Source organism: Bacillus sp. FSL W7-1354 (assembly GCF_038002405.1).
Classification (GTDB): domain Bacteria; phylum Bacillota; class Bacilli; order Bacillales; family Bacillaceae; genus Bacillus; species Bacillus paralicheniformis.
In genome coordinates this window covers 3,164,168-3,186,086 of the sequence record NZ_JBBOCL010000001.1, presented here as the reverse complement: position 1 = coordinate 3,186,086, position 21,919 = coordinate 3,164,168, and the positions used below count along the sequence as shown (strand labels likewise).

Genomic DNA, 21,919 nt, shown 5'->3' with positions numbered 1-21,919 from the left:
ATCAACACCAGCAGAAAGCGCGCTATCAGAAGCCAACCTATAAGGTCAAATGGGTAAAGGAGAACGATATCAAATGAGCTGGACCGTTTTAAGCAGCCGGGAAAATGATAAAGTTTGGACAAAGGTGAATCGGGTCGTCAAATGGAAACCCGGCCTTCAATGTTCAAGGATGAAGCCGCCGCGACCGTATATTGTCTATGATGTGTCCGCTGGGTTTAAAGAAGACGGCCGGTTCCGATCTTTCCAAATGGGGATTACTATTTCTTTTTCCAGCGGGATTTTGAATGGGGCGTGCTTGGCGACCCTTGGCGGCAAACGATGACCGTTTATGGAGAAAAACTTCTTGACCATATTGAACATCATCCGCCGGTTATTTTTAGAAAAGCATAATCAAAAGCCCATCGGATGAGTCCGATGGGCTTCCTCATTTCCTACAGCTCAACCTTGTAGAGTGTTTGCTGCTGTCCGCCGCCCAGGCCGCCCCTTGCGCCCTGTTGTGCGGAGCTGTCTGTATTGTTCGTGGTACTGGTGTATTCATCAGACGAAATTTCGGTTCCGTTTTCTTTAATCCAGGAGACAAGCTCACTGTTGCCTGAGTTGTCACTGATCAGAAAGTATTTTATTTTTCCTTCTTTGACGAGGTTTTTCAGCTCACTGACCGACAAGATCGGATCTGTGCCGTTGAAGCCTCCGAGCGCCATGACATTTTCGTCGGCATTGATGATATACGGGGCTGCGGTTACCGTTGTCAATGTCGCGAACAGGTACTCTTCGCCGGTATTATTTTTCCGGAGGTATGTGAGCAGTCCTGTGTCCACATCCGAGCTGAACATTCCGCCTCCGTTGGAGCTTTGCAGCTGAGGCCCCGATTCAGGAAGAACGCTGTTTCCTCCGTAAAGGATCGGTGTTGCCGACCAATAGACCGGTGTCAAAAGAAGCACGCACAAGCTGATGATGGTGAGCTGCTTTCCGAATGGATGACTTCGCTTCAGCATCAGTAAGGCGATGGTGACACCCAGCCCCAAGAGGCCCATGACATACATCCAGGCGCTGTCGATTTGGCTTGTATATGCGTTTAAAATATACACTTGGAATGCTGCCGTTGTCAGAACGGCAGCCGGCAGCAGATAGCTTGCCCAGTCTTTGTGATTTTTGTAAAGGGCGTACATCGCGTACCATCCAATTCCTGACAGTGCGGCGATCGGCGGTGCCAGCATAATCAAGTAGTAGTGGTGAAAGAATCCGGCGATGCTAAAGAACCCGGCAACAGGAACGAGCCATGCAGCCCAAAAGATTGTTTCTTTCATTTCGCCTGCATTTTCGCGGCGGCTGCGGAGCCAGCTGATGATCATGCCGAGCAGTCCGAATAATGCGAATGGAAGCATCCAGCTAATTTGGCCCGATAAAGCAGATTGGAAGAGCCGCAGGGGTCCTGCGTCACCGGTGCCGAACATGTTCATGCTTTGTCCGCTGCCTTGACCTGCACCCGGTCCGCCATTGCCACCGGGCCCGCCGTTGCCTCCACCCGGTCCGCCTCCGGTTGGAGGCTGACTGCCGCCGTTTGCTCCTTGAGAACCGTCATCGGTCGCGTTGCCCGCAGCCGGCGGCTGCATTGCACCGTTTTGTCCATCGGAGCCGTCGGATGAACGGCTTCCGTCTTGAGTTTGCGCATTGCCGTTGGTCGCGCTGCTTGCACCCGGCGGCTGCATCGCGCCATTTTGTCCATTGGAGCTGTCGGCAGAATTGTTTCCGTTCTGAGTGTGCGCATTGCCGTTCGGCTGCTGCATGTCTCCTCTAAAACCGTTCATATCGCCGCGGGCGTTGCCCGTCGTCTGGCCGAGCAGCCGCTCTGTGCCGTTGTAGCCGAAAGCCAGTTCAAGCACGGAGTTGGTTTGACTGCTTCCGACATACGGGCGGCTGTCGGCCGATGTATAGTCGACAGCAAGCGCCCAAGAAAGCGAAACGCCGGTGAGAACAATAAGCGATAAAACAGCGGACACAATTTTTTTCTTCCAATTCGCATGGGCCGCGATGAGATAAAACAGCAAGAACGCGGGAAGCACCATGAATGCCTGAAGCATCTTCATATTGAACCCGAGGCCGATGAGGCCAAATGCAGCGAGCAGCCAGAGCAGCCTGCCTTGTTTGACCGTCTTCATCAGGCACCATGTACCAAAAAGGAGCGTGAAGACGAGCATGCTGTCGATATTATTCGTCCGGCTTACGGCAACCGCGATCGGCGTTAGCGCCATCACCAGCGCTGAAATGCGGGCGGCTCCTTTTCCGAATTTCGGTTTAATCAGTACGTATAGCAGATAGACGGAACCCGCACCTGCAAGCGCCTGCGGCAAAATCACACTCCACGTATGCACGCCGAAGATTTTCGCAAATATGGTCTGAATCCATAAAACGAGGGGCGGCTTATCTACTGATACGAATCCGGAAGAGTCGAATGACGCAAAGAAGAAATTGTGGAAGCTTTGCGTCATGCTTTTGACCGCCGCCAAGTAATACTGGTTGGCGGCATTGTCCTGCCAAATGTTATATGTATTCAGAATAAGAGCTGCCAACAAAATCAGAATCAGAGTGACATCAAGTTGTTTGTTTTTTATTTTCATCATCACTTTCACCTCTTTATGTTCCCTATTCTAGAAGAAAAATATGAACAAGTTATGAATAAAAAGAGAACAATCTATTTTTGTTTGAATGGAAAAAAATAAATATTTTTTGGAAAAAGGTGTGTACTTTTTTCTTTTTGCGCTGTATACTGTACTACAACAGAAATAAAAAATATAAAACTGTTCTATAAAAAGGAGAGTGACACAAATGAGCTTGAAAAGTCCGATGGAATTTTTCAGAACGCTTCCAAAAAAAACTTGCCCTGAATGCGGTGAAAAGATGGAGGAGCAGGCTGAATCTTACTTTATGGAATGTGAGCGCTGTCTTTCCAAAAAAGGCGAGTAAGCAAACTGTTTTATAACAATGCATGTAAAGGGGTAGGGAGACATGAAAACAGAGGAGAAGAGAACTCAGATAACCGGATCGATGAATCCGCAGTATGAAGAGATTTTGACAAAAGAAGCGCTGGAGTTTATCGGACGTCTTGAACGACATTTCGGGGGAAGAAGACGGGAATTGCTGCATTTGCGAACGATCAGGCAGGCTGAAATTGATCAAGGGAAGAATCCCGGTTTTTTGGCGGAAACGAAGCACATCCGCGAGGCGGACTGGACGGTCGCCCCGCTCCCCCGGGATTTGGAGGACCGCAGGGTTGAAATCACCGGCCCGGTCGACAGAAAAATGGTCATCAATGCTTTAAATTCAGGAGCCAAAGTCTTTATGGCCGACTTTGAAGATGCGAACTCGCCGACTTGGAAAAACTGCATTGAAGGCCAGGTTAATTTGCGGGACGCGGTTCGCGGGACGATTTCTTTTACGAATGAACAGGGCAAACGCTATGAGCTGAAAGAAAACCCCGCTGTCATCATTGTAAGACCGAGGGGATGGCACTTGGAAGAGAAGCATGTGCTGATCGGCGGCAAGCCCGTGTCAGCAAGCCTGTTCGATTTTGGCCTTTATTTTTTCCATAACGCAAAAGAGCTGATCAAAAAAGGAAGCGGCCCTTATTTCTACCTTCCAAAAATCGAAAACCATCTGGAAGCAAGGCTGTGGAACGACGTGTTTGTGTATGCGCAAAACGACTTGCGCATTCCGCAGGGGATGATTAAAGCGACGGTTCTCGTTGAAACGATCCTGGCGGCTTTTGAAATGGATGAAATCCTCTATGAATTGAAGGAGCATTCAGCCGGACTTAACTGCGGCAGGTGGGATTATATTTTCAGCTTTATTAAGAAATTCAGGAACAGGGAAGAAGTCATTCTTCCAGACCGCTCAGCCGTGACGATGACGGTTCCAAACATGAGAGCGTACTCCCTCTTGGCGATTCAAACGTGTCATAAACGCAACGTCCATGCGATCGGGGGAATGGCGGCGCAAATTCCCGCTAAAGACAAACCTGAGATCAATGAAGCCGCATTTGCCAAAATCCGCGAAGATAAGGAACGTGAAGTAAAAGACGGACATGACGGAACATGGATCGCGCATCCCGGCATGATTCAAACGGCGCTCGATGTATTCAATCAGCATATGCCGTCGGCGAACCAGATTCATAGAAAGCGGGAAGACGTAAAGATCGAGGAAAAAGACTTGCTGGAAGTACCGCAAGGCCGGATTACAGAAGCAGGCGTCCGTACCAATATCAGCGCCGGCATCCGCTATTTAGCTTCATGGCTGTCGGGCAGAGGCGCCGCTCCGATCGACCACTTAATGGAGGACGCAGCAACGGCGGAGATTTCCAGAGCCCAGCTTTGGCAATGGATTCGCCATCCGAAAGGGGTTCTTGACGATGGCCGGAAAGTCAACGCCGAAATGGTCAAGATGATGAAAGAGGAAGAAATGCAGAAAATCTTCGAAGAAGCCGGCATAGAACATTTTCGGAGCGGCCGGTTCGAAGAGGCCGGACAGTTATTTGAACAGCTGATTTTGGATGATGAATTCGCGGAATTTCTAACGATACCCGCTTATGAAAAAATATGATGGGGGAATGTGCGATGCTGAAAGAAAAACAACTCGCAAAAAGCTGGGAGCATGAAGAACGCTGGAAAGGGATCACAAGGCCGTATCAGGCGGCTGACGTCATTCGGTTGAGGGGCACGCTTGAGATTGAATACACGATTGCAAGGCGCGGCGCCGAAAAGCTGTGGAAGCTTCTCCACACAGAGGACTTCGTGCCGGCGCTGGGCGCTTTGACCGGAAATCAAGCCATGCAGCAAGTAAAAGCCGGATTGAAAGCGATTTATTTAAGCGGTTGGCAGGTGGCGGCCGATGCCAATTTGTCAGGGAGCATGTATCCTGACCAAAGCCTTTATCCGGCAAACAGCGTGCCGGAAGTTGTCAAAAAAATTAACCGCACGCTGCAGCGCGCAGATCAAATCCATCATATGGAAGGGAAAGAAGACATCGATTGGTTTGCCCCGATTGTGGCCGACGCTGAAGCAGGCTTCGGCGGACAGCTGAATGTGTTCGAGCTGATGAAAGGTATGATTGAAGCCGGCGCCGCGGGAGTTCACTTTGAAGACCAGTTGTCGTCTGAGAAAAAGTGCGGGCATTTGGGCGGGAAAGTGCTGCTTCCGACGCAAACGGCGGTGCGTAATTTGATTTCCGCGCGCCTCGCCGCAGACGTGATGGGAGTCCCGACCATTCTTATTGCCCGTACGGACGCGAATGCGGCCGACCTGATCACAAGCGACGTCGATTCATATGATGCGCCGTTTTTGACGGGAGAGCGAACAGCGGAAGGGTTCTTCAAAACAAAGCCGGGCCTTGATCAGGCGATTGCGAGAGGTTTGGCGTATGCGCCGTATGCCGATTTGATCTGGTGTGAAACGTCTGAGCCGAATATTGAAGAAGCCCGCCGGTTTGCACAGGCGATCCATGAAAAATTCCCGGGCAAACTGCTCGCCTACAACTGCTCCCCTTCGTTCAACTGGAAGGCCAAACTGGATGACAACACCATCTTGAACTTCCAGAAACAACTCAGTGAAATGGGCTATAAATTTCAATTTGTCACACTGGCAGGCTTCCACGCCTTAAACCACGGCATGTTTGAATTGGCCCGACAATATAAGCACCGCGGAATGGCGGCGTATTCTGATCTGCAGCAGGCCGAGTTTGCCAGCGAAGTCCACGGCTATACGGCGACAAGGCATCAGCGCGAAGTCGGAACGAGCTACTTTGATGAAGTCGCCCAGGTTGTGACAGGCGGGACTTCATCAACCACTGCACTGAAGGGATCGACTGAAGCGGAACAATTTCAATCCTAAAAACGTAAAAAGCCGCCCGTCATGGGGCGGCTTGCTTGTTGTCTATCAAGTTAGCAATTGACATCATTGGAAGGGGCGGTAAAAGGGTTTTCCCTAATAACAGTCAGTGTCTGATGATTCTTGTTGTTTCTTTTGGCCGGCCGGTTGTCTTTGCTGAAAGAATAGAACAAATACACAGCCATTGTCAAAATCAAGATAAACATCATCATAAATATCCCCTCCAAATTTTTTGTCTTCACTATATTAGACGAACAAGCCTGCAAAAGGTTTCAGAAAATTAACATTTTTCCATAAATATTTTTACCCGCTGCATCTTCTGGATGAAACCCGGCGGTCCTATACAAGAATAAAACTGAAAAACTCAGGTTGACATCATAATCATTGATGTGTAGAGTAAAAGTTAATGTAATAGGAAGTCCACTAGGGGAGCCGTAAGCCGGCTGAGACAAGAAGCGATCTTGGACCCTTTGAACCTGATCTAGTTCATACTAGCGTAGGGAAGTGGAGCCGGTGTCTTTATGATTTCATCATACAAAGGCCGCTCCATTTTGGGGCGGCTTTTTTGCGTAAAAAGCGGCTCGCTCCCCCTGTGCCTTCCTTATAAAACCGATTGCTGAGGAGGCTATCTACATGAGTTTTTCTGCAGAACTTCGCCGCGAGGCAGACCCTATTTTTGAAGCCATTTTTGAGCATCCGTTTGTATTGGGACTGGCGTCCGGCAAGCTGAAAAAGGAGCAGCTTATTCATTATGTGAAGCAAGATTACGAGTATTTGAACGCTTTTATTCAAATCTACGGAATTGCAATTTCCAAGTGTCAAAACCGGAAAGACATGGAGATGTTTCATGAGCAGATTTCATTTGTATTAAACAGCGAAGTGCACCCGCACAACAACCTGTGCCGGGCCGCGGGGGTGGAGTATGAATCTCTGCAGGGCTATCCGCTTGCGCCTTCTGCCCATCATTATATCCGCCATATGCTGACGGCGGCGCACGAAGGCACGCTGGGAGAGATATTAGCCGTCTTGCTGCCTTGTCCGTGGACATATTGGGAGATCGGAAAAAAACTGATGATGGACGTTCAGCCTGACCCGTCGCATCCATTTTATGACTGGATCTGTTTTTACGGAGACCGAACCGATTCAATCACGACGAAGTTTTGCGCCCGCCTGGATGAATGGGCCGAAACAGCGGGCAAGGCTGAAAAAGAAAAAATGAAGGAGCTTTTTTTGCAAAGCTGTCAGCTTGAATACGGCTTTTGGGAGATGGCTTATACAGTTGAAGATTGGCCTGTGGAAATGGAGGCGGTGAGACGATGAATTGGAACATGAAAGAAGTCGTGATGGCAGTGATCTTGTCCGTTGCATGCGGCGTCATTTACTTAGGATGGTCCACCTTGTGGATCCCTGTTTCAGCTATTGTCGGGCCTGTCGGAGCGAACTTTATGTTCGGCATTTGGGTGATCGCCAGCCCGATTGTCGCTTATATCATCCGTAAACCGGGTGCGGCGCTGATTGCCGAGACGGCAGCTGCGGCGGTCGAACTGCTGACCGGAAGCCACTTTGGACTGTCAGCATTATTAATCGGTGTGTTCCAGGGAGCCGGTGCGGAAATCGCTTTTGCGATCTTTCGCTATAAGCGTTACAACTTGTTTACCCTTATGCTTTCCGGTGCGCTTGCCGCGGTCGGAAGCATGACATACAGCCTGATGGCGAACGGTTTTGCCTACTATACGACGCAAACGCTGATCATGACGCTTATCATCCAAATCATCAGCGGCATTGTACTCGGCGGCTGGCTGGCAAAAGCCGTTGTCGAAGCGCTTGCGAAAACGGGAGTCCTGAATCAGTATGAGATCATGAAGGAACAGCGGAAGAAGGATGATGCCGATGCGTTCATTTCTCGGATGCAGTAACCTTTCCGTCCGTTTTTATCATCGTCCTGAAACAGTCCTAGACCGGGTCTCGCTGTCGATTGGGCAGGGAGAGAAAGTGCTGATACTCGGTCCGAGCGGAAGCGGCAAATCGACACTGTTGTCCGTGCTTTCCGGCATCATTCCTGAACATGTCGAAGCTGAAGTCAGCGGAGAGGTCAATCGCAGAAAGAGCGCCGGCGTTATGTTTCAGGATCCGGATTCGCAGTTCTGCATGCTTCATGTTGATGAGGAAATCGCTTTTAGCCTAGAAAACCGATCCGTCTCCCCAAAAGATATGAACGGCATCATCTCGGAGCTGATGGAGCAAGTCGGATTAAAGATAGATCAGAAAACGCCGATCGAAACCTTGTCAGGCGGTATGAAGCAGAGACTGGCATTAGCGTCCCTGCTCGCTCTGGAGCCTGAAGTGCTGTTTTTTGACGAGCCGACGGCGCAGCTGGACCCGGCCAGCCGGAAAGACATCTTTGCCTTGCTTCGTAACGTTTCACGAAAAAGCGGACAGACGATGGTGTTCGTCGAACACGTGCTGGACGGCTGTATCGAGTGGATGGACCGCGTCATTCTTTTCAATGGAAAGGGACAGATCATCGCTGACGGAAAGCCGGAAGAAATCGTGAAACATTTTCAGCCGGAGATGAAAGCGGCGGGCATCTGGCAGCCGAAACTGTACCCTGCGGTATGGGAAGATGTCATCACACAAGATGATCATCCGCTCGCCGTCAAGCTCTCTTCTACATTGAAAATGAAAGAGGAGGAGGCGAAAAACAGGCCTGCAGCTGACAGAGACATATTGATCCGCGCAGACGACGCGGCGATCGGCTATCGGAAAAAGATCGTTGCCGACGGCATCACCCTTGAGATTCCAAGGGGAGAATGGATTTCGGTCATCGGCGAGAACGGGAGCGGAAAGAGTACGTTTTTAAAAAGTCTGATCAGGCTTGAAGCCGTCAAAAAAGGGCGCCTTTATCTTGAGGATCGGGAGCTGAAGAAATGGTCCGACCGTACGCTCTATGAGAAGGCCGGCTTTGTTTTTCAAAATCCCGAGCTTCAATTTATTCGGGACACGGTGTTTGACGAGATCGCGTTCGGGGCGAGGCAGCGGGGATGGCCGGAGGACCGGGTCGAAAAGAAAACGGCTGAATTGCTGCGGGAATTCGGACTTGACGCTCATCAAAAAGTGCACCCCTTTACATTAAGCCTCGGGCAGAAACGGCGTTTAAGCGTTGCGACAATGCTTTTGTTTGACCAGGATCTGCTGCTGCTTGACGAGCCGACATTCGGTCAGGACGAAAGGACGGCGCAAGAATTAATCAAGCGGTTAAAGGAACGGCAGGAACGGGGAACGACGATTGTGATGGTGACGCACGACATGGACATCGTAGATGAGCATTCCGGCCGTGTCATCGTGTTTCATCAAGGGAAAGCGGCATTTCAAGGAACGCCGTATCGATTATTTTCTGATCAAGGCCTCGTCCGCCGCTTTTCATTGATACCGCCGCTTCATTACCGGTTCATGCATGAAAGAAAGGAGAGGGTTCCCGTATGAAAAGCAATGGTTCACTTCTTTCGGCATTGAACCCGAGCGCCAAGCTCTTTTCCCACCTCCTGGTCATGTGCTTGCTCATGTTTGTTTCAAATCCGAAACCGACTCTATTCATTTGGCTGTTTGCGGTTGCCATCGGAATTTTTTTCGGGGGATGGACTTTGTCTTATTTAAGTAAGCGGCTGTTGCCTTATCTCGTCTTTTTTATTCTCGTCTTTTGGATGATGGCCGCTTTTGGAAAAGGCGAGGAAACGATTTGGGAATGGGCCTGGTTCCGCGTCACCGAGGAAAGCGTCGGCAATGGGCTGACAATCGCGCTCCGGATGCTCGGCTTTGTCACATACGGTCTTTTGTTTACATCAACAACCGATTTGACGCAGTTTATTATGAGCCTGATTCATCAATGCAGGCTGTCGCCTAAATGGGCTTATGGCTTGCTGGCCGGCTTCCGTTTTGTTCCGCTTTTTCAGTCTGAGCTTTCGCAAATGAAGGCAGCGCACAAAATCAGAGGCTATAAGCAAAAAAACAGCTGGAAGGCGTTTATTCGCTATGCGCTGCCTTTGTTTTCGCAAGGCATCCGCAAGTCGGAAAGAATCGCCGTTGCCATGGAAGCGAGAGGGTTTACCGGTGCAAAAGACCGCACCTACTATCAAACAGCGCGGCTCTCCGGAAAAGACTTCGTTTATTTTGCGGGTCTGGCGTCAGTCACAGCGGGAATTTTGCTCATTTTTTAAGAGGGTTTTTTACAGGGCCGCACTGCGGCTCTTTTTTTATAAATCGGGCATTCTGTAAAATGTAAATATTTCGGACGTTGACTGAAATATATTGACCTAGGCCAAAAAGGTTGTACAATCAATGTGTACCATATGAAAAAAGAAATATAAAAAAATCCCCTTACAAGATGGGAGTGGCGCGATGTGAAAATTGCCAAAGTGATCAACAACAATGTGATCAGTGTTTTAAATGAACAGGGTCAGGAATTAGTGGTCATGGGCAGGGGAATCGCTTTTCAAAAAAAGCCTGGGGAAGCGGTGGATGAATCGAGAATCGAGAAGATTTTCAGGCTTGACAATAAAGATGTATCAGAAAGGTTTAAGACGCTGTTGGACGAAATTCCGATCGAATTTATGGAAATGTCTGAAGAAATTATCTCCTATGCGAAATTAAAGCTCGGCAAGAAGCTGAATGACAGCATTTATGTCTCGCTGACCGACCATATTCATTTCGCCGTCGAACGGCATAAAAAGGGTCTGGATATTAAAAACGCCCTGCTTTGGGAGACAAAACGGCTGTATAAAGATGAGTTCGCCATCGGCAAAGAGGCGCTGGCCATCATTGAAAAGAAGACGGGGACAGCTCTTCCGGAGGATGAAGCCGCTTTTATCGCACTCCATATCGTAAACGCCGAGCTGAATGAAGAAATGCCGAACATCGTCAATATTACGAAAGTCATGCAGGAGATTTTAAGCATCGTCAAATATCACTTTCATATCGATTTTGACGAAGAATCGCTTCACTATTACCGCTTCATTACCCATTTGAAATTTTTCGCGCAGCGGCTGTTCAGCGGAGCCTATATGGAAAGCCGGGACGACTTTTTATTTGAAACCGTCAAAAATAAGTACCGCGACGCTTATGTGTGTACAAATAAAATCAGGCAGTACATCGAAAAAGAATACGGTCATCAGCTGACAAACGAAGAGCTTCTGTATTTGACGATTCATATCGAGCGGGTCGTTCATCAAAAATAGAGGATGATGCTAAAATGAAAGCGTTGACAATTGGATAAATGTATGCTACTTTTTACTTACATCAACTTATACAGGTTGTTAGGATTGTTACTGATCATGCAGGCAAAACCTAAATGACTGTGAAGCGGCACTCTTATGCCCTTGTTTCACAGTGATTTAGGTTTTTTTATTTACTTGATGTCTTAAAACGGGATTGTTACTGTTCGGCAGGCAAAACCTAAACTAAGCCTTCTTTGTACTGGCTTTAGTTTAGGTTTTTTTTTAACAGCTTAATAGGGCTTTAGGAGAGACAGGAGATGATCAACGATGGATGTTCAATCAATGGCAAAAGAAATTCTGGAGCGCGTAGGCGGGGAGAAGAACGTTGTATCGCTTGTCCATTGCGCGACAAGGCTTCGCTTCAAACTGAAAGACCGTTCCAAAGCAGACAGAGAAGCGCTTGAAAATACGGATGGTGTGGTAACCGTGGTGGAGAGCGGCGGACAATTTCAAGTCGTTATCGGCAATAACGTTCCTGAAGTCTATAAAGAAATCGGCCGGATCTCTCAACTGTTGGAAGGTTCTGCGGCCGATCACAGCCAAAAAGAGAAAGGAAGCCTCACCGGTAGATTGGTAGATATCGTATCTAGCATTTTCACTCCGCTGCTCGGCGTCATGGCAGGAGCGGGGATTTTAAAAGGCCTGCTTTTGATTTGCACAAACGCCGGCTGGCTCTCGCCGGAAGAGACGACATATACGATTCTATACGCGGCAGCCGACAGCCTGTTTTATTTCCTGCCTTTGCTGCTCGCCGTTACGGCCGCCAAAAAATTTGGAGCGAACCCGTTCATAGCGCTGACGATCGCCGGGGCGCTGATCTATCCAACGATACTCGAACTGAAAAACAGCGGCGCCCAGACGGAGTTTTTCGGCATTCCGGTCGTCTTGATGAATTATACGTCGACCGTTATCCCGATTATCCTTGCCGTATTTGTAATGAGCTATCTTGAAAGATTATGTATGCGCTTTATTCATGAAAGCGTGAAGAACTTTATCACCCCTTTATTATGCCTGACGGTGATGGTGCCGTTAACTTTGATCGTATTCGGACCGCTCGGTGTTTACACAGGAAACGGGATTGCGGCGGCGATTCTGTCCGTTTTTGATTTCAGCCCGATTCTGGCAGGAGCGATTATCGCGGCCTTATGGCAAATCCTTGTCATCTTCGGCATTCACTGGGGGATCGTCCCTGTCATTTTGAACAACATTGCCGTCCACGGCAAGGACTACATCAAACCGGCGACGGCAGCCGCCGTGTTTGCCCAAACAGGAGCTGCGTTTGGTGTCATGCTGAAGACGAAAAACAAGAAGTTGAAAGCATTGGCAGGATCTGCTGCCGTTACCGGGATATTCGGGATTACAGAGCCGGCCGTCTACGGGGTGACACTCAGGCTGAAAAAGCCGTTTGTATGCGGTGTCATCAGTGCGGCGGCAGGCGGAGCCATTATCGGATACTCCGGCAGTGTCGCCCTCGCTTCCGGCGCTCCGGGCTTGTTGACGATTCCGATTTTTTACGGACCGGGCTTTCTCGGCTTTATCATCGGAATTACAGTTTCGTTTGTTTTATCAATTTTGCTCACTTACATTGTCGGCTTTGACGACCCTGTGGAGGAGACGAAAGAGCAGCCCGTTGAAAAAAGCGCCGGTGAACCAATTTGCAGCCCTTTGCAAGGAGAAGTCCTGCCGTTAACAGAAGTATCAGATAAAGTGTTCGCATCGGGGGCGCTTGGAAAAGGAATCGCGGTGCTTCCGTCAAAAGGCGTTGTCACCGCCCCTGCGGACGGCATCGTGACAACGGCATTTCCGACGGGTCACGCATACGGCATAACGTCAGAAAGCGGAGCCGAGATTTTGATTCATATCGGAATGGACACGGTCAGACTCGATGGAAGGCACTTCAATTCCAAGGTCGAGCAGGGGCAAAAAGTGAAACGGGGTGATATACTCGCAGAATTCAATCTGGACGCTTTGAAAGAAGAAGGGTTTGACGTGAAAACACCAATCATCGTTACAAATTCCGGTCAATACACGGATATCATTCCAACGGATCAAAAACAGGTGAAGACTGAAGAACCGATCATCACTTTAATTTCATCACAATAGGAGGAAAATAATCATGAAATATAAAACATTAGCTCAATTTCCGGAAGAATTTTTGTGGGGCGCGTCTACTTCCGCTTATCAAGTGGAGGGCGCTTGGGATGAAGATGGAAAAGGGCCTTCTGTCATCGATGCGCGCGAAAGCTACCCGGAAGGGACAACCGATTTTAAAGTCGCAAGCGACCATTACCACCGCTATAAAGAAGATATCGCTTTGTTTGCGGAAATGGGCTTCAAAGCGTACCGTTTTTCGATTGCCTGGACGCGCATCATTCCGGACGGGGACGGCGATATTAATCCGAAGGGCATCGAATTTTACAGCCGTTTGATCGATGAACTCCTGAAATATGGAATCGAACCGATTGTTACGATGTACCACTTTGATCTGCCGAATGCTTTGCAGAAAAAAGGCGGCTGGTCGGACAGGGCCACGATTGACGCCTTTGAAAAGTATGCGAGAATCCTTTTTGAAAGCTACGGAGACCGCGTCAAATACTGGCTGACCATCAACGAGCAAAATATGATGATCCTCCACGGATCTGCACTCGGCACACTTGATCCAAACTTGGAAAACCCGAAAAAAGAGCTATATCAGCAAAACCATCACATGCTTGTCGCACAGGCAAAAGCGATCAAGCTTTGCCATGAGATGCTGCCGGAAGCGAAAATCGGCCCTGCGCCGAATATCGCGCTCATCTATCCTGCTTCTTCGAAACCGGAGGACGTGCTGGCGGCTTTTAACTATAATGCGATCCGCAACTGGCTTTACTTGGATATGGCCGTATTCGGACGGTACAATACAACGGCATGGGCATATATGAAAGAAAAAGACTGCACACCGGTCATCGCCGAAGGAGATATGGATATTCTGCGGTCAGCCAAGCCGGACTTTATCGCGTTTAACTACTATACGTCGCAAACGGCTGAAGCGAGCAGGGATGACGGCAGCGACACGGCTGCCCGAGGCGGCGACCAGCATTTGCAGACGGGAGAAGAAGGCGTATACAGGGGAAGCAGCAATCCGCACTTAAAGAAAAACGCATTTGGCTGGGAGATCGACCCTGTCGGTTTCCGTTCGACGCTGCGCGAGATCTATGACCGCTATCAGCTGCCGCTGATCATCACTGAGAACGGCCTCGGCGCGTTTGATCAGCTTGAAGACGGAGATGTCGTAAATGACGACTACCGCATCGATTATTTAAAGGAACATATTAAGCAAATTCAGCTGGCGATCACGGATGGAGTCGATGTTTTCGGCTACTCCCCATGGTCTGCCATCGACTTGATTTCAACCCATCAAGGCTGTTCAAAACGCTACGGATTTATTTATGTGAACCGCGACGAATTTGATTTGAAAGACTTGCGCCGCATTCGCAAAAAAAGCTTTTACTGGTATAAAGACTTGATTGCTTCAAACGGCGAAACACTAGATTAAACAAAGAAAGAGGATGTTCAGATGATCTCTGAATATCCTCTTTTTTGTTGTGGAAATGATCATTTTAAAATTTACAGAAAATTTTAAAAATAAAAATGTGATTATTTTTAAAGCATGTTACATTCGAAACGTAACGAACAACAATCAGGAAAGGAAGAAAAAATCTATGACATTCAAAGTTGAAACACTTCCAAACTATCGTATTGCTTATATGCGACGAGTTGGTCCGTACGGTCCTGCCAATATTGAGGTAATGGAGGCATTAAAAAAATGGGCTAAGGAAAAAGGTCTTCTTGAGTCTGCCATTCTGTTTGCGATTCCACAGGATAACCCGGAAACAACATCTCCTGATCAGTGTAGATTTGATGCTTGTATTGTGATACCACATGATTATCAAGTCGATGATTCAGTTTTTGAAGGGGAAATTTCCGGCGGAAAATACCTGATTTACGATGTTAAACATACAGCAGAAGATATTCAAAAAGCATATTCTGATATTTTTTCATCTCTGCAAAACAATGAATTTCAACTGGACAATAGACCAATAATGGAAAAATACACGGGGGATATGTTGAGCAACCCGTATTGTGAAATATGTGTACCTTTAAAATCGGTTTAATTCATTTTCTTGTGCAAACTTTGAATTTATTAAAATTACATTTCCCTTTAACGAGCGTTGCGTTTAACTCGCTGATAGACAGGGTAAATCATAAAATAGCAATCCAGATCAACTACATAGGGAATAAGAATGGGGAGGGATGACAAGTGAATAACAATGATGGCCGCCGCAACGTCAATGAGCACAGCAAGGATCAGCAACTTGAACAGTACCGGTCTGACAACCGGGGCAAAAAAATGACGACGAACCAAGGTTTACGCGTATCTGAAGACGAGCACTCCTTAAAAGCAGGCGTGCGCGGTCCGACGCTGATGGAGGACTTTCATTTTCGTGAAAAAATGACCCATTTCGACCATGAACGGATTCCGGAGCGGGTCGTCCATGCGAGGGGTTTTGGCGCGCATGGCTATTTCCAGGTTTACGAGCCGATGACGGAATATACGAAAGCAAAGTTTCTTCAAGATCCGTCAGTGAAAACACCGGTGTTTGTCAGGTTCTCGACTGTAGCCGGTTCCAGGGGCTCGGGTGATACCGTCCGTGATGTCAGAGGATTCGCGACAAAGTTTTATACAGAAGAAGGGAACTATGATCTCGTTGGCAATAACATCCCTGTTTTCTTCATTCAGGATGCCATCAAGTTTCCTGACCTTGTGCACGCCTTTAAGCCGGAACCGAATAACGAAATGCCGCAGGCTTCTACGGCGCACGATACGTTTTGGGACTTTGTCGCCAACAATGAAGAAACGGCTCACATGATCATGTGGGCGATGTCTGACAGGGCGATTCCGCGAAGCTACAGGATGATGGAAGGCTTCGGCGTTCATACGTTCAGGTTTGTAAATGAAGAAGGCAAGGCGCGCTTTGTTAAATTTCACTGGAAGCCCGTCCTTGGCGTCCATTCGCTCGTCTGGGACGAAGCGCAGACAATCGCCGGGAAAGATCCCGACTATCACCGCCGCGATCTTTGGGAAGCGATCGAAAGAGGCGATGAAGTGGAGTATGAGCTCGGCGTGCAAATGATTGACGAAGAAGACGAGTTCAAGTTTGACTTTGATATCCTTGATCCGACAAAGCTTTGGCCGGAAGAAATGGTTCCTGTTAAGATCATCGGTAAAATGACGCTGAATCGAAACCAGGATAACGTTTTTGCCGAAACGGAACAGGCCGCTTTCCATCCGGGCCACGTTGTTCCGGGAATCGATTTTACAAACGATCCGCTTTTGCAGGGCCGGCTCTTTTCCTATACGGACACACAGCTGATCCGATTGGGAGGTCCGAACTTTCATGAAATTCCGATCAACCGGCCGGTCTGTCCGTTCCATAACAACCAGTATGACGGCTATCACAGAATGACGATTAACAAAGGGCCTGTCGCTTATCATAAAAATTCGCTGCAAAACAACGATCCGGCGCCTGCTTCAGAAGAAGAAGGCGGATATGTGCACTACGAGGAAAAAGTCGAGGGCAAAAAAATCCGCCAGCGCAGCGAAAGCTTTAATGATCACTATTCGCAGGCGAAGCTGTTTTGGAACAGCATGTCTCCCGTTGAAAAAGAACATATCATTTCGGCGTTCCGCTTTGAAGTCGGAAAGGTCAAAAGCAAGGACGTCCGCCGCCAAGTCGTTCATATGTTTAACCGGGTTGACAGGGAGCTTGCCAAGCAAATCGCTGCCGGTGTAGGCGTAGAGCCCCCTGAAAAAGACGAAGGCTCCAATGTGACGTTCAAATCCCCTGCGCTCAGCCAGGAAAACACGGTCAAACTGCCGCAGACGAGGACCGTCGCCATTTTAGCAGAGCAAGGTTTTGATGATGAGGACATCAGCCGGGTGTTGAAAGAGTTCAAAAAAGCCGACATCATTCCGGACATCGTCAGCTCGGCACTCGGCGTGATCAAAGGGACCGGCGGTACAGAAATAGAAGTCGGTAACACTTTGCAGACGGTCGATTCCGTGCTGTACGATGCCGTTTATATTCCGGGCGGCCAAGAAAGCATTGAACGCCTGCAATTGCATAAAGCCGCATCGGATTTTATCAATGAAGCATTCGGACATTATAAAGCGATCGGAGCCGCAGGCAAAGGGATCGATCTCCTGCTGTCCGCCGCCGGGTCCCACGCGGCAGCACAGCCGGGCATTATCACCTCTCGCGATGATAAGAGCAAAGACGACTTCGGCAAAAAGCTGGTCGAAGCGATCGGCGGGCACCGCCATTGGGATAGACAAGTTTAATAAAAAAAGAGGCAGGCTAAATGCCTGCCCTTTTACTCTATTTTTCTACCACACAAACAGCCCGACAATCCCCGCGCTCAACAGCGACACCGCTATTCCGCTGACAAGGAGCTTCCACACATTTCTTCCGATAATCGCTGATTTTTCTCCGTTAAATAAGGAATTGTACGTTCCATAGATCATTCCGATCGTACTGAAGTTGGCAAACGACGTCAAAAATGTTGTGGCCACGGCGGCTGTATGGGGCGAAATCGTATCTAGCTGCGTTTTTAAATCCATCATCGCGACGAATTCGTTTGTGGCGAGTTTCATCCCCATCAGCTGTGCGACATACATCGCGTCACCCGGCGCCAGTCCAAGCAGGAATGCGAACGGACTGAAGATGTAAGAAAAGATTTTTTGAATCGTCAAACCGTCCATGATCAACCCCAACATTCCGTTCAAACATGAGGTTAAAGCGACATATCCGATGACCATGGCGAGAATGACGATGACCATGTTCATTCCGACCATCATGCTGTTTGAAATCGTTGAGAAAAAGTCCTTTTTCTCTTCTTTTGGCGGTACGTAAATGATGTCTTCATCCTTAGTGACTTCTACCGGGTTTAAAATGCTGGCCAAGATCAACGCATTTAAGCAATTCAATGGAATCGCTGTAAATACGTATGTTGCAGGAACCATCGTTAAATAAGAACCGAGAATCGATCCGCTGATACTGCTCATGCTCATAATGCCGAACGTCAGCAGGCGGTTGTCCTTTAATACGGCCAATTGCCCGCGAATCACGGCGAGCGCTTCAGTATTGCCCAGAAACATCATTTGAATCGAAAAGAAACTTTCTAATTTAGGAAGGCGCGAGACTTTCGAAATCACCCAGCCGATCTTATCAATCATCCATGTTAAAATTCCGAAATAAGCCAGTATATCAAAAAATGTCACCACAAAGATAATCGGCAGCAAGGCGCTGAAGAAAAAGTCAACGGTTTCATTGCCCATCACGGACGGAAAGGCAAACGCAATACCGTCGCTTGCACAAGCGATCAGCCACGAAAAGAAAGAGGCGATCAGGTTGATGGCCCATCCGCCGATTTTTGTCCCCAACATAAACCAAGTCACCAAAAGCTCAACGATGAAAAGGGAGAGAATCGGCCTCCATTTTACGCTTTTCTTTCGCGGGGAACAAAAATAAATCACGGACATGACAATGAAAATGCCTAAAATGTTAATGAGAAAATACATGATGCCAACTCCCGAATGTTTTTTGAAAATAAAAAAGCTCTTACTTTTCATGGGTTCCGATAAAGAAAGCATGAAAAATAAGAGCAAATAAAAAATAGATATATTGTTTGCGCAATACACTTTTTACATGATCAAATCTATTCAAACTTCCTTGTAGTCTGGCGATTTACGGTTGCCAGGTAGAAACAATCAGACCCTATTACTGATTATATACAAGAAGTGAGCTTCTATTATTTTGACTGTATTTTATCTCGAGATTGTGTGAAATTCAAGCTAAAAATATATTTTCACAATAATTTTTTAAATAAAGTCACGTCTAAAGAAGGTTGCATATTGAGAGATGCACAGCAAATCATCTGAGAGAAAGCCGGCTTTTCAAGCGGGAAGTCACCATGCACAGAACAACAGACGAAAAATGGAAGGTGATAAGATTCTTTTTATTAGAGGAGAAGCGTAAGCGATTGCGCTTTATATTTCATGATGCCGCCGCCTACTATGGCGGTTTTTTTGTGAAACTTTATCTGAAAGGTTCCGTAAGTATGATGAATCGTTTCAGTGCTAAGTGCTCACTGTAACATACTAATGACACCGACAAACCTTACATAAAGAGCGAACCTTAAATCAAAAGTCTTTGATTTGAATAGGTAAAATTTCACGGTACTTTAGTTCGTTGAATGAAATGATACCTTTTTGCTATGATTTTCCTATGTTTTTACAACTTGTATATATGTCCAATTTCAGAGAAAAAGAGGGATAATCAATTATGCTATTAAAAAAGAACTATCTTCCTGTCGGCAGTGTTGTCGGCTTACATAATGATTCAAGACGTCTGCTTATCATCGGGCGGCAAATGTTTTCTGAGACAAACCATGTCATCAGAGATTATGCAGCTGTCGACTATCCAAACGGTTTTACCGATCCGAAAGAGCAGCTAGTTTTATTTAATAAACAAGATATAGAAGTTGTGTACCATTACGGATATGTAGATCAAAAAGAATTGCAGCTTGATGAGTTGCTAACAGAAGCTGAAGCAGGAAAAAACGAAAATAAGGAGCAATGACGATGGGACATTTTCGCTTCAACAAAGAACTTTCACATAAGGCAGCGGGGACCATTAGTCAGCTGGAAAACGCTTTTAGCCATGTATTTGAGAACATGGTGTTTTTTCGTGAAGAATTAGACCGGCACAGCGGAAAAGCCGCCGCAGCGCTGCAGAAAAAAATGAGTGACAACATCAACTTTTTCAGTAAAGCGAGCAGCTGTTTATTATATTTTGCAGACAGTGTGCGGTGTTTTGCAAAAGCGGTCGAACTAACGGACGAATCCGACAAACCGGCCAATGTTCAGCCGCAGTCAAGATCGGAAAGAAACCATACATTTTCGGCTGAAAGAGTCCAAAGTGAAATAAAAGTAAACGGCGAATCGTTACACCAGGCAACCGGAAAGTTTGAATCAAATCTATCTACATTAGATGAAGTTTTGCACCATTTTGACACAATGCTCAGAGAAATGATGTATGAAACAGAGTTTCCGTGGGAAAAATTCGATGACGTCTGGTCTGATGCAAAGTCGCACATCAAATCGATCATGACGGAGCTTAAAAAAAGAGTCAAAGAACTTTCAGCAAATGCCAAAAACATCATTAAGGAATTAAAGCGCGTCGATAACGTAATCTCACAACAACTGCAAAGAGTGAAATGATGGAAGGGAACTAGAGTTATGGCATATTATAATAGAGAGCCAGAAATCACAAACATGATCAAAAGCCATGAAAGAAGAGCAAATCGAATGCTGCAGCACGCTCAATCCAGCCGTTTGCTTGAAGCTTTTAATAAAATATGGGTATCGATAGAAAATAAAGAACTTCCGAACTTTGTATCAAAAAACGTCATGAATTTTAATGTGGCGGATATCAAATCGGAAATCAACGATTGGATAAAGGATTTAAAAGATTGTCAGGAGAATGCCAGACGCAAGTTTGAGTCTATGGAAGACCCCTCACCGGAAGACATACAGAAACGCAACAATATTACGAGTGACGTCGTTCTTTTAATTAGCCAATACGAGAATCTAAAAAATGGCCTTGATCAGGTGGAACAAGATTTCAGCAATGTCGCCCGCACCCACCGCGCCCCAATGCGCGAAGCCTTGACAGACATCTCAATCTTGTATAATTCGGTTAATCATGTGAAAGGCGATTTTTCGGATTATAAGAATGTTTCGGTTTATGTGCATGGGATTGAGGATAGTGGGAATGGATTTAACAATAGTGTAGAAAAAGCAGCGCAGAAAGGTGATGTGATCGTTCGTATCAAAAAAAAGGGTGATAAATATGATTATGAATATACTTATATTGACAAGCGTGGTAATAGAAAAACAGTAGATGAATATAAAAAGTTGTTTAGGATTGATGGATTCAACACAGACGGTCGTCTCCATATTGTTTATGACACAAATGAACCAAATGAGCATCGGCAAGCAACAAGTGACGATTTAGCAGAAAAGTTAAATGAGATGGGGTTGATGAATGAGGAGATAAAGATCGATATGTTCGGCCACAGCTATGGTGGAAGAAGATCACTGCAATTTGCGATGGATTACCCTGACCATGTGCGAAGCATCACAACAATCGGAACGCCATATGATAAAAATCTCTTAGCTACCGGGGCTAATAGAGCACGCTGGCTCGCAGACAATGCTGCTGGAAGAGATACTATGAATACGAGTGATTATTTAGATTTTAATAAAGAAAACAAAAACAATGATAATGGAAAAGACTACAGTAATGCCTATACTGATATGGACAGTGAAGCTATGACTGAAGACATTAATCATTTGAAATCTGCCAATCCTGAGGTGTATCAAAAGCTTCAAAAAATGGACATTACCGCTGCGGCGGGATACAGAACAGAGGATACTGTGAGTTTTTCCCCTTACTATACTGCAAGTGGAAAACATAAAATAAACAGTGATGATATCGTTTCAGTTGAAAGTCAACATGGGGACATATTAGGCGATCTCATTGATGAAAAACCAGAAATTGAAGTAAAAGGTTCCGGTGTCACCAAACCTGGACATATTTATGAAGTTGAAGACTCTGAATTTGTTGACTTGATTCGAGAAGTTAACAAAAAAGAAGCAGAATAGGA

18 protein-coding genes, 1 pseudogene and 2 riboswitches are annotated in these 21,919 nt (G+C 46.9%); of the genes and pseudogenes, 16 read left to right on the top strand and 3 right to left on the bottom strand.

Annotation, left to right across the window (positions count from 1 at the left end; all coding sequences use genetic code 11):
- The first annotated feature begins 73 nt into the window (after positions 1-73).
- Positions 74-390, top strand: a pseudogene (locus tag MKZ04_RS16185) (DUF2716 domain-containing protein).
- A gap of 41 nt (positions 391-431) precedes the next feature.
- Here the strand turns inward: MKZ04_RS16185 and MKZ04_RS16180 are convergent.
- On the bottom strand, positions 432-2,612 hold the full coding sequence (locus tag MKZ04_RS16180; RefSeq protein ID WP_341047171.1) for an ArnT family glycosyltransferase: 2,181 nt from the start codon (positions 2,610-2,612) through the stop codon (positions 432-434).
- A gap of 214 nt (positions 2,613-2,826) precedes the next feature.
- Here MKZ04_RS16180 and yhfH point away from each other — a divergent pair, with 214 nt between their 5' ends.
- The 3 genes from yhfH to aceA are packed head-to-tail and all read left to right on the top strand — an operon-like array spanning position 2,827 to position 5,882.
- Positions 2,827-2,964: a protein YhfH gene (yhfH, locus tag MKZ04_RS16175; protein ID WP_023856901.1), complete on the top strand. Its 138-nt coding sequence runs from the start codon at positions 2,827-2,829 to the stop codon at positions 2,962-2,964.
- Positions 2,965-3,006: 42 nt separating this feature from the next.
- Positions 3,007-4,596: a malate synthase A gene (gene aceB, locus MKZ04_RS16170; RefSeq protein ID WP_341046335.1), complete on the top strand. Its 1,590-nt coding sequence runs from the start codon at positions 3,007-3,009 to the stop codon at positions 4,594-4,596.
- Between the two features lie 14 nt (positions 4,597-4,610).
- Complete coding sequence (gene aceA / locus MKZ04_RS16165) at positions 4,611-5,882, top strand: isocitrate lyase (RefSeq protein ID WP_341046333.1); 1,272 nt, start codon at positions 4,611-4,613, stop codon at positions 5,880-5,882.
- A 50-nt stretch (positions 5,883-5,932) separates the two neighbouring features.
- Here the strand turns inward: aceA and MKZ04_RS16160 are convergent, their stop codons facing one another.
- Positions 5,933-6,091, bottom strand: a complete 159-nt coding sequence (locus MKZ04_RS16160) for a hypothetical protein (protein ID WP_020453503.1) — start codon at positions 6,089-6,091, stop codon at positions 5,933-5,935.
- Positions 6,092-6,294: 203 nt separating this feature from the next.
- Positions 6,295-6,399, top strand: a riboswitch (TPP riboswitch).
- Positions 6,400-6,512: 113 nt separating this feature from the next.
- Between MKZ04_RS16160 and tenA the strand changes: the two genes are divergently transcribed.
- The 9 genes from tenA to MKZ04_RS16115 all read left to right on the top strand — a co-directional run bounded on the left by tenA (position 6,513) and on the right by MKZ04_RS16115 (position 17,531).
- Complete coding sequence (tenA, locus tag MKZ04_RS16155; RefSeq protein WP_020453502.1) at positions 6,513-7,199, top strand: thiaminase II; 687 nt, start codon at positions 6,513-6,515, stop codon at positions 7,197-7,199.
- A complete protein-coding gene (locus MKZ04_RS16150; RefSeq protein WP_020453501.1) occupies positions 7,196-7,795 on the top strand; it encodes an ECF transporter S component in 600 nt (199 codons plus the stop codon). The genes tenA and MKZ04_RS16150 overlap by 4 nt, the downstream gene beginning before the upstream one ends.
- A complete protein-coding gene (locus tag MKZ04_RS16145; protein ID WP_101561299.1) occupies positions 7,770-9,362 on the top strand; it encodes an ABC transporter ATP-binding protein in 1,593 nt (530 codons plus the stop codon). The genes MKZ04_RS16150 and MKZ04_RS16145 overlap by 26 nt, the downstream gene beginning before the upstream one ends.
- The gene (locus MKZ04_RS16140) at positions 9,359-10,093 is read left to right on the top strand and encodes an energy-coupling factor transporter transmembrane component T family protein (RefSeq protein WP_145608545.1); all 735 of its coding nucleotides are present in this window, start codon (positions 9,359-9,361) and stop codon (positions 10,091-10,093) included. Before MKZ04_RS16145 ends, MKZ04_RS16140 begins: the two co-directional genes overlap by 4 nt.
- Positions 10,094-10,276: 183 nt before the next feature.
- Positions 10,277-11,110: a BglG family transcription antiterminator LicT gene (gene licT / locus MKZ04_RS16135; RefSeq protein WP_020453498.1), complete on the top strand. Its 834-nt coding sequence runs from the start codon at positions 10,277-10,279 to the stop codon at positions 11,108-11,110.
- 306 nt (positions 11,111-11,416) lie between these two features.
- Positions 11,417-13,252 carry a PTS beta-glucoside transporter subunit IIBCA gene (locus MKZ04_RS16130; RefSeq protein ID WP_123032422.1) on the top strand — a complete coding sequence of 612 codons (1,836 nt, stop codon included), beginning with the start codon at positions 11,417-11,419 and terminating at the stop codon, positions 13,250-13,252.
- A gap of 13 nt (positions 13,253-13,265) precedes the next feature.
- Entirely contained in the window at positions 13,266-14,684 is a 1,419-nt protein-coding gene (locus MKZ04_RS16125) for a glycoside hydrolase family 1 protein (RefSeq protein ID WP_020453496.1), read from the top strand.
- A 166-nt stretch (positions 14,685-14,850) separates the two neighbouring features.
- Positions 14,851-15,303, top strand: a complete 453-nt coding sequence (locus MKZ04_RS16120) for an AraC family transcriptional regulator (RefSeq protein WP_020453495.1) — start codon at positions 14,851-14,853, stop codon at positions 15,301-15,303.
- Between the two features lie 146 nt (positions 15,304-15,449).
- Positions 15,450-17,531 (top strand): catalase, encoded by a 2,082-nt coding sequence (locus MKZ04_RS16115; protein WP_123032423.1) that lies wholly within the window; start codon positions 15,450-15,452, stop codon positions 17,529-17,531.
- Positions 17,532-17,576: 45 nt separating this feature from the next.
- Here the strand turns inward: MKZ04_RS16115 and MKZ04_RS16110 are convergent, their stop codons facing one another.
- Positions 17,577-18,770, bottom strand: coding sequence for a nucleoside transporter C-terminal domain-containing protein (locus MKZ04_RS16110; RefSeq protein WP_020453492.1), 1,194 nt, complete (start codon positions 18,768-18,770; stop codon positions 17,577-17,579).
- A 134-nt stretch (positions 18,771-18,904) separates the two neighbouring features.
- Positions 18,905-19,006, bottom strand: a riboswitch (purine riboswitch).
- A gap of 527 nt (positions 19,007-19,533) precedes the next feature.
- On the opposite strand from MKZ04_RS16110, the gene MKZ04_RS16105 reads away from it, so the two are divergent.
- The 3 genes from MKZ04_RS16105 to MKZ04_RS16095 are packed head-to-tail and all read left to right on the top strand — an operon-like array spanning position 19,534 to position 21,917.
- Complete coding sequence (locus tag MKZ04_RS16105) at positions 19,534-19,830, top strand: DUF4176 domain-containing protein (protein ID WP_020453491.1); 297 nt, start codon at positions 19,534-19,536, stop codon at positions 19,828-19,830.
- Positions 19,831-19,832: 2 nt separating this feature from the next.
- Entirely contained in the window at positions 19,833-20,471 is a 639-nt protein-coding gene (locus tag MKZ04_RS16100) for a hypothetical protein (RefSeq protein WP_020453490.1), read from the top strand.
- A gap of 18 nt (positions 20,472-20,489) precedes the next feature.
- Positions 20,490-21,917 (top strand): alpha/beta fold hydrolase, encoded by a 1,428-nt coding sequence (locus MKZ04_RS16095; RefSeq protein WP_035338033.1) that lies wholly within the window; start codon positions 20,490-20,492, stop codon positions 21,915-21,917.
- The last annotated feature ends 2 nt before the right edge of the window (positions 21,918-21,919 follow it).